Consider the following 8,796-nt stretch of genomic DNA (forward strand, 5'->3'; position numbering starts at 1 on the left):
GTACTAAAACGCTATTTACTATCATATTCATTACTTGTTATATATGTAAACGCTCTTTTATTGGTGCAAACACACAAAAACCGCCGATTATTCGGCGGTTTTGTCGTACTTGCTCAGTTTATATTGAAGCGTTTGACGAGGAATACCTAACATTTTTGCTGCTTGCAAAATATTCCCTTCCGTTTCAATTAACGCTTGATCTATTAATTCCTTTTCCGTTTGATGAAGAGCTTCCCTAAGCGGTAATATACTTTTCTTCTTCGGAAGTTTCTCTTTCCGGAATGTTCGTGGCAAGCAATTTGCTGTTAACGAATTCCCTTCTGTAATAATGACAGCATGTTCAATCGTATGCTTTAACTCACGAACATTTCCAGGCCATTGATAAGCTTGTAATCTTTCTTTCGCTTCCTTGTCAATTTGAAGTACACCTTTTTTATAACTTTTATTATATTCTTTCAAAAAGTAAGACGCTAATAACAGTACATCCTCAGTTCTTTCGCGAAGCGGCGGGATATATAATGAAAATACATTTAATCGATAGTATAAATCAGTGCGAATTTTATTTTCTCTTAAACATACTTCTGGAGGCTGATTCATTGCAGTAATAACGCGAACATCTACTTTTCTCGTCTTATTATCACCAATGCGACGAATAACTCCATCTTCTAATACACGTAGCATTTTTGCTTGTAAATCAAGCGGCATTGAATTCAGTTCATCTAAAAATAATGTCCCTCCATCTACAAGTTCAAATAATCCTGCTCGTTCGATTGCCCCTGTATAACTACCTTTTGTCGTGCCAAACAGCAAACTTTCTAATAGCGACTCTGGCAAAGCTGCACAGTTTTGTGCAATAAACGGCTTATTTTTTCGTTTAGAAGCTTCATGAATCGCTTGCACAAATAGCTCTTTCCCCGTTCCAGTTTCACCATATATTAAAACATTCGCATCGGTTGGCGCTACTTTTTGTGCTAACTCTTTCGTCTGTTTAAAGCGGGAATCATCAGTTACAATTGTCTCGAATGCAACATGCTTTTTCACCATTTTTTTGCTAGTCGATCGTTTTATTTTCGATTGTAGATCTACAATCGTATCAGTAAGCTTTTGAATAGTAGAATAATCTTTCGCAATTTCTACAGCACCAGCAATATTTCCATCTATTAAAATAGGTAACGTTGTATTGACCGTACAAACGTCTTCCCCATTTAAATTTTGGTAATGTTGAACTTGGTGTACGATTGGTTTTTTTGTATCTAATACTTTCATCAACGTACTTGTTTCTCTGGATAATGACGGGAATGCTTCTAATAAATGCTTTCCTAGCACATTTTCAATTTTAGATCCATCATGTTTTGCAGCAACTGTATTATAAAATATTGTAATCCCATTTTCATCTACTGCATGTATGGCCTCATCTATACTGCCCAAAATCGCTTCAATGACTTCCTGTGTCGAAACTGCTAGCAATGTCATCCCCCCTTTTGCCGAAAATCCAGCAAATTCAACGCCGAATTTTTGGCACCCTCTGTGCGATTATAAGCATGACGATTCCGTTCTATTATTTTGATGAAATGTGTATATATTTTTATTGCTTACTTATGGTTAAGTGAAACTTTAATCAGTGGGGCTTTATTATTAACCCGACTCCCACCTAACTTCTTTGCTTTACAGCCGAATTTTGAGGCGGGAGTCTTACTGCTTTCGAATAGCTGGATAAATCTTTCACCCATATATTCATATCTTCCAACTTATCAAAAATGTAGCAATTATTCGCAAGCCTTCCCGTATATGTATAGCCTAATTGATGAAAGGCTGCATTCATACCGAAAGATAGCGAGCGAGCAATTGTATAAGAACAAAAAATAGATTTTTCTTGGAGCTCTTCCTCCAATTTAATTAACAGACTTTTCATGAAACCATGTTTTCGATATTCAGGTAATGTAGCACAATTCGTTAATTCTGCATTACCTTCTTTCACGTTCATTTCAGCAGATGCTGTACTAATAATTTTCCCCTCGAATTCATAAACATAGTAAATTGTATCGTCTTCCTGCATCGTCTGCTTTACATAATTCCCATCATTTAAAGGTGTCGGATAAACTTCAAATACTTTTCCAAAGACAATTGCTAATTCTTCCGCATCCTCTTCTGTCGCTTTTCTTAACACAAATTCCTCTGGGACTATTTTTTCTTTCACTTCTTTTTCTTTTACACCACTTAAAATAGTATCTTCCTCAGTCCAATGAATACTATTTCGTCTTTCATCATTATGATATTTCACGAAGAAGTTCGCATCGTGCCCTTGAAAATAATGAGGTATCGTTGCTTCCAGTAAGAAACCGAAAGAGAGCCATGTTGAAACATGCTCTCCCTTTCCTTTAATAATACATTTAGTGAAAGAATGTTTCTTTGCTAATTCATCGATTGTTTGTATGATGCTTTCAACATTTCCTGTATAGTGATCAACTCTAATACGTTTATTAAAATAATCTAAAACCCCTTCTACTGTATAATGCTTTGTCTGTTCACTAAAAGATTCATAGTATTTCATTTTTTCACCTCACACCAATCTAGTAATGTACATGCAATTATTTTTGCGGCAGCAATCATTTTATCAACTTCTATATATTCGTTTGGATAGTGTGCTACTTTCGTCTCTCCTGGACCAAATACTATCGTGGGTACGTTAGCTATTTGTGTGAATAAACCTCCATCTGTTCCCCATGGCGAAGCTTCTATAATCGGCTCGTTCCCTTCGATTTCAACAAAGTTATGTTGAAGCGTTGTAATAAGTGGATGATTTTCTTCTAGTTCACCAGGAACCCATCTAGCCCCAAACCATTCTACTTCTACAGGATTTTTTACAAACCAACTATCCACATCTTTTAATTCACCAATCCAGCCCTCAAACTCTTCTTTTGCTGCCTCTATAGTCTCATTCGGCGCAATACCACATCTTCCTTCTAAAATTAATGAATCGGGAACAGAACTTGGCCAGCTTCCCCCTTCAATTTTCCCAACGTTAATTGGAATTGGAATCGGAATCCCCTTAAATAACGGATCTGTAATTCTACCATTTCTCTTCTCTTCTAACTTTCTCAAATGCTCTACAACAAACATACTTTTTTCAATTGCACTTACTCCTTCATAACGTGTACCACCGTGTGCTGCTTTTCCTTTTATATGTAGACGAAACCACATTGATCCTTGTTGTTTCGGAAAAAACTTCATATTCGTCGGCTCAGGAATAATAACGCCATCTGCCTTATATCCTCGTAAAATAGCGGCTAATGTTCCTGCCCCACCGCTCTCTTCTTCTATTACACTTTGAAAATGTATATGACCTTTTAGTTCAATACCAGATTCAATAATCGCTTCCATCGCAAGCATAAGTGAGACATTGCCGCCTTTCATATCTGTTGTTCCACGTCCATATATGCGGTTTCCTATTTTCTCTCCACTATATGGATGATGGTCCCACTGATTTACATCCCCTTCTGGCACGACATCAATATGCCCGTTTAAAATCATAGATTTCCCTTCGCCACTTCCTTTTAAAGTCGCTACAATGTTCGGGCTATCTGTAAAACTTATACGAGGTGATACGAAATAAGGGTGATCTTTCATTTCCTTAAAAGCAGGCTCCCAAATATCAAGATCTAGACCTAACTCACGCAACTTTTCAATAACAATTGCCTGTGCACCACTTTCATCACCAGATACGCTCTTTTCTTGAATTAATCGTGTTAAAAATTTTACACTCTCTTCTTCATGACCCTCAATATAATCACAAACTTGTTTTTTTAATTGCTCCATATATTACAACTCCCCTCATTCAATTACTAGTAAATTTGAGCTTATATGAAAATCAGCTGTCGTATGTCGTTTTACATCTTCTACAGTATATGGACTCATTAATTCTTGTAAGACAAGTCCTCTTTGGGTCACTTCCATGACAGCCATGTCTGTAATAATTAAATCTACACATTTTTTCGAAGTTAATGGCAATGTACATTCCGAAACAATCTTTGCATTTCCGTATTTATCAACATGATTCATCACAACAACGACCCGCTTCGCTTTTTGCGCTAAATCCATCGCTCCTCCAATACCTGGAACGCGTTTTCCTGGTACAATCCAGTTCGCTAAATCACCATTTTCACTTACTTGTAACGAACCAAGTATCGTAACATCAAGTAATCCTTTTCGAATCATGCCAAACGCCATGCAGCTATCAAAATAACTTGCTCCTGTAATAAGAGATGTTGGTAAACCAGCTGCGTTACATAAATTCTCATCTTCATTCCCTTTACTTGGCGTTGGTCCCATACCAACAATACCGTTTTCCGCATGAAACATAACATTCATATCTTCTGGCAAATGATTCGGTACAAGCGATGGAATTCCAATACCTAAATTTACAAGCATACCATTCTGAATTTCTTTCGCTGCACGTCTTGCAATCTTATCTCTTACTTCTACGCCCATACCCATTTCCAATTCACTCCTTCCGATGGCACGATATAATTTACAAATACACCTGGGACGACAATTTCTTCTGGATCTAAACTTCCAAGTGGAACAATTTCTTCTGCTTCTACAATCGTTATGTCACCAGCCATAGCTACGTGTGGATTCATATTACGAGCGCTTTTATCAAATACAAGATTGCCAAACGGATCCGCTTTTTTCGCATATACAATTGCGACTTCAGCCGTTAAAGCTGTTTCAACTAAATATGTCTTTCCATTCATTTCAACTGTACGCTTTCCTTCTTCTACAATCGTATCAACACCAACATCAACTAAAATACCACCAAGCCCTACACCACCAGCGCGAATACGCTCTGCGAGTGTTCCTTGCGGAGAGAATTCAATTTGCAATCTTCCTTCATTTAATTGTCTTCCCGCATTTGGATTTGACCCAATATGAGAAGTAACTAAAGATTTAACCCTTTCATTCGTAACAAGACGACCGATTCCTACATCAGGAAATCCAGTATCATTTCCTATTAAATTTAAATTTGTAATGCCTTTATCTAAAACAGCTTGAATTAAAGATGGAGGTGATCCGATTCCTCCAAATCCCCCAAACATTAATGTCATATCATCATGGAACAAAGAAATTACTTCCTCTATTTCTTTTAATTTACCGAATGTATTTGTAATAGTTGTCATGCGATACTATGCCCTCCTTTTTGCATCATCTCTTCCACGCTCTTTACAAAAATTGAAAGTAATTCATCTAACTCGGAATATGTAGTTGTCATTGGTGGTGCAACAAGCAGTGCACTATCCTCTTTTCCTGCTTGCCCTGAAACAGCTTGGTATAAGAGCAGTCCATTTTTAGCAGCAACTGAAATAAGCTCCGACGCTTTTGTAAACGGTTGCAATTCTATTCCAATTAGCAATCCTTTTCCACGCACATCGGCAATGATTGTCGATTGTTGCTGAACTTTCTGCAAACCTTTTAATAAATACTCTCCCTTTTCTGCTGTTTTTTCAGGTAAATTATGTTTCTCCATATATTCAATAACTGCTAAAGCCGTTGCTGCAGACAATGGATTTGCACTAAGCGTATGCCCGCTCATTACAGAACGTGATCCACGTAAAATCGGCTCCATAACACGGTCACTTACTATTGTCGCTGCCATTGGTGTATAACCCGCTCCTAGCCCCTTACCAAGGGTCATAATATCCGGTTCTACACCCCAGTGCTCCATAGCAAACCATGCACCAGTACGACCAAGTCCAGTCATTACTTCATCCGCAATAAATAATATATCGTAATGACTACAAATATCTTTAATTACTTTATAGTATTCTTTCGGCGGGACAACCGCGCCTCCAGCAGCTCCGATAATCGGTTCAGCAATAAAAGCTGCAATATGTTCTGCACCAATTCGATCAATCGCTCTTTCTAGTTCAGTCGCACAAGAAAGTTGACATGTTGGATATACCTTTTGTACAGGACATCTAAAACAGTATGGAGCTGGAATAGTCGGATAATCTTCCAAAATAGAAACGAAACGTTGTCTGCGCAGTGGATGCCCAGACATAGATAAAGCTCCCATTGTAATCCCGTGATAGCTCATCCACCGTGACAAAATTTTATGTTTCCCTTGAATGCCACGCTCCTGAAAATGCTGAATTGCGATTTTCATAGCTGTTTCATTTGCTTCCGTACCACTATTCACAAAAAAGCTCCAGTTCAAATCTCCTACAGATAAATCACTTAACTTCTTCGCTAATTTTTCAGCTGGTTCACTCGTAAACTGTGATCTATAAACGAAAGCGATCTCCTCTGCCTGTTTTTTAATAACTTCTGCTATCTCTGCTACGCCATGTCCAATACCTGCCGTAATCGCTCCAGACGAACCATCAAAATATTTATTTCCGTTTTGATCATACAAATACACACCTTTTCCATGTGAAATCATCGGATACGGCTGACCAACAAGTGGTTTAATTAAGTAATCGCGCATAGCGCTCCCCCATTTCTCCAATTTGTATATGTATATGAAGAAAATTGACGTTTCTTTCATAAAAAAGAATCCTCTGCAAAAGCAGTGAATTTATCAAAAAACTATTATAAAATATACAAATGACTGCTAAATATTATTTAAAAAACAGAAAATTCAGAACTTAAAATGAAGACCAATCTTACCTATACGCTTAAATACCCCTTCCTGATTTAAGATAACAGCAAATTGAATATTTTTTCAATATAATATCAACTTCCCTCAATTGCTGACATTGTGTAAACTTCGACGGAACTCCCGTTATTCTCCTTCCTATTATCCTACTTTATATTGCATATTTTTAAACAAAATTCGACATTTTACTTCGCCTCATTTATCGTAACTATTTCTTAACAAATAGTACCACCTGTTTAGAACAATAAAAAAAGAACCGATTAACCACATTAATCAGTTCGGCACGACGCTCTTTTATCGGTATTACCTTATCCAACGCATCACTAAAATTAATAGAAATACTCATAATACAAATCCATAATTCGTCCCACAGCCTATAGCACCAAATCCTCCATAACTTCATTCCAAATAACTATGGGGATATCCCCATCCCAATGGTTCCACTCCTTCCATCAAAGTCAAACTACCTTTCCTTTATAATTTATGTAGGACAATTATCGATTTGTATGTGTGTTTGCCTATAAATAAAAAAATCCCCATTTTAACTTTTCTTTCTAGAAAGGCAAGTTTTTTGCATAACCTCTTTCTAGCTTCGCATATATTTGTAATGATGATAAAGGAGGAATGTTCATGACTCAATCCGAAATTGAAAAATACGGCCAAGAAGCTGCACGTTACGAACAGCTCGCTCGTTACTATCAATATAGCAATCCTAAAAGATATGTAGAACTCTATATGAAATACTATGATGCAATTACAAAACTTGTACAAGCATATGAAAAGAGAGATTCACAAGAAGCGACTTTACCGTCACATATGAGAATCTTCCACACAGCTCCCCATACACCAGCAGTTGATATTATAATAAACGGACAAAAGGTTATTAAAAATATTTCTTTTAAACAATTCAGTCCTTATTTATCATTAGTGCAAGGTAAATACCGTATTGATATTGTCCCTGTCGGAAACGAAACTCCAATATTTTCAGCATTAGTACCAATAATGGGGAATCACACTTATACCCTTGCAGCGGTCAATAGCGATAATCATCTCCAATTACAACCCCTTCTTGATAATACTCATTTACCATCTGGTCAAGCAAAAATACGGTTTGCACATTTTTCACCAGACACTCCAGTTGTAAATGTAAATTTAAAAGATGGGGATCATTTATTTGAAAATGTACTCTTTAAGCAAATAACAGATTTTTTACAAGTTAGCCCTGGTACAGCAGATATTGAAGTTTCACTTGCTGATACAAAAAAAGTACTATTAACCATTCCAAAATTCAACGTTGAACCAAATACAATTTACACAATTTCAATAGTTGGTTATTCAACTGAGGATCCAAAATTAGAGACCGTTATACTTACAAATTAAAACAGTCTACACCATTCGCATGGTGTAGACTGTTTACTTTTGAAACGTAATTTGAAATTCTGTCCAATCGTTATCCGAACGACACAATATGGATCCTTTATGTTTTTCTACAATTTGTTTACATACAAATAGTCCAATACCAGTACCTAGCTTTTTAGTAGTTACAAATGGCTCAAAAATAGTCTCTACATTGTCTGCTGGAATCATAGGTCCATTATTTTTTATAACAATGCGAACAGCCTGATCCTCTTCAAATACATCAATGATAATTTTTCGCTCTTCTTTCACCGATTCAAGAGCATCAATCGAATTCATTAAAATATTTAAAACTACTTGCTTCACTTCACTCCGGTAACCAACGAGTGGAATAGGATACGGCAAATTCTTTTCAATCAAAACATTTGCATTAACTAAACTTGGATATAAGAATTGTATAATATCTTGAAATAAGTCATTTACCAAAAAACGTTCAGATTCATTCCACATTTCTTTTTTCGATACAAGTAAAAATTGCGAAATCCTAAAATTTAATTGATCTAATTCATGTGAAATAATATCTAAATACGATAGATTAGGGTGATCTGTCTTCAATAACTTTACAAATCCCATAATCGAAGTTAGCGGATTACGAAATTCATGCACAAAACTAGCCGACATTTGCCCTAGAATCGTAAGCCTTTCTTTATGTGTTTCATTTATATATTGCTGTTTTTCTTCTAAATTTCTCGATATAATTTCTGAGTATTTTAAAACGGTATAAT

At 36.3% G+C, this 8,796-nt stretch carries 7 protein-coding genes and 1 pseudogene; 1 reads left to right on the forward strand and 7 read right to left on the reverse strand.

Going from position 1 to position 8,796, the window contains the following annotated elements; all coding sequences use genetic code 11:
- Positions 1–87: 87 nt before the first annotated feature.
- The 6 genes from rocR to AB3X49_RS13565 all read right to left on the reverse strand — a co-directional run bounded on the left by rocR (position 88) and on the right by AB3X49_RS13565 (position 6,484).
- Positions 88–1,473, reverse strand: a complete 1,386-nt coding sequence (rocR, locus tag AB3X49_RS13540) for an arginine utilization transcriptional regulator RocR (RefSeq protein ID WP_002065240.1) — start codon at positions 1,471–1,473, stop codon at positions 88–90.
- A 178-nt stretch (positions 1,474–1,651) separates the two neighbouring features.
- Positions 1,652–2,551 (reverse strand): putative beta-lysine N-acetyltransferase, encoded by a 900-nt coding sequence (gene ablB, locus AB3X49_RS13545; RefSeq protein WP_367962689.1) that lies wholly within the window; start codon positions 2,549–2,551, stop codon positions 1,652–1,654.
- Positions 2,548–3,816, reverse strand: coding sequence for a peptidase (locus tag AB3X49_RS13550; protein WP_367962692.1), 1,269 nt, complete (start codon positions 3,814–3,816; stop codon positions 2,548–2,550). Before AB3X49_RS13550 ends, ablB begins: the two co-directional genes overlap by 4 nt.
- 15 nt (positions 3,817–3,831) lie before the next feature.
- Positions 3,832–4,494: a CoA transferase subunit B gene (locus AB3X49_RS13555; protein WP_002127246.1), complete on the reverse strand. Its 663-nt coding sequence runs from the start codon at positions 4,492–4,494 to the stop codon at positions 3,832–3,834.
- Positions 4,479–5,177 (reverse strand): acetate CoA-transferase subunit alpha, encoded by a 699-nt coding sequence (atoD, locus tag AB3X49_RS13560; RefSeq protein WP_002085805.1) that lies wholly within the window; start codon positions 5,175–5,177, stop codon positions 4,479–4,481. Before atoD ends, AB3X49_RS13555 begins: the two co-directional genes overlap by 16 nt.
- On the reverse strand, positions 5,174–6,484 hold the full coding sequence (locus AB3X49_RS13565) for an aspartate aminotransferase family protein (protein ID WP_002185938.1): 1,311 nt from the start codon (positions 6,482–6,484) through the stop codon (positions 5,174–5,176). Before AB3X49_RS13565 ends, atoD begins: the two co-directional genes overlap by 4 nt.
- Positions 6,485–7,285: 801 nt before the next feature.
- On the opposite strand from AB3X49_RS13565, the gene AB3X49_RS13570 reads away from it, so the two are divergent.
- On the forward strand, positions 7,286–8,035 hold the full coding sequence (locus AB3X49_RS13570) for a DUF4397 domain-containing protein (protein ID WP_002065232.1): 750 nt from the start codon (positions 7,286–7,288) through the stop codon (positions 8,033–8,035).
- 33 nt (positions 8,036–8,068) lie between these two features.
- On the opposite strand, the pseudogene AB3X49_RS13575 reads toward AB3X49_RS13570, so the two are convergent.
- Positions 8,069–8,796 (reverse strand): annotated as a pseudogene (locus tag AB3X49_RS13575) (BA2291 family sporulation histidine kinase); the annotation flags it as partial.

Origin of the sequence: Bacillus sp. C30, assembly GCF_040838255.1 — a bacterium.
GTDB classification, from domain to species: Bacteria; Bacillota; Bacilli; order Bacillales; family Bacillaceae_G; genus Bacillus_A; species Bacillus_A mycoides.

What these genes read in the sequence shown, in the direction of transcription:
- AB3X49_RS13565 (WP_002185938.1), bottom strand. Translation starts at nt 6,484, where the DNA reads ATGCGCGATTACTTAATTAAACCACTTGTTGGTCAGCCGTATCCGATG.
- AB3X49_RS13570 (WP_002065232.1), top strand. Translation starts at nt 7,286, where the DNA reads ATGACTCAATCCGAAATTGAAAAATACGGCCAAGAAGCTGCACGTTAC.
- ablB (WP_367962689.1), bottom strand. Translation starts at nt 2,551, where the DNA reads ATGAAATACTATGAATCTTTTAGTGAACAGACAAAGCATTATACAGTA.
- rocR (WP_002065240.1), bottom strand. Translation starts at nt 1,473, where the DNA reads ATGACATTGCTAGCAGTTTCGACACAGGAAGTCATTGAAGCGATTTTG.
- AB3X49_RS13555 (WP_002127246.1), bottom strand. Translation starts at nt 4,494, where the DNA reads ATGGGTATGGGCGTAGAAGTAAGAGATAAGATTGCAAGACGTGCAGCG.
- AB3X49_RS13550 (WP_367962692.1), bottom strand. Translation starts at nt 3,816, where the DNA reads ATGGAGCAATTAAAAAAACAAGTTTGTGATTATATTGAGGGTCATGAA.
- atoD (WP_002085805.1), bottom strand. Translation starts at nt 5,177, where the DNA reads ATGACAACTATTACAAATACATTCGGTAAATTAAAAGAAATAGAGGAA.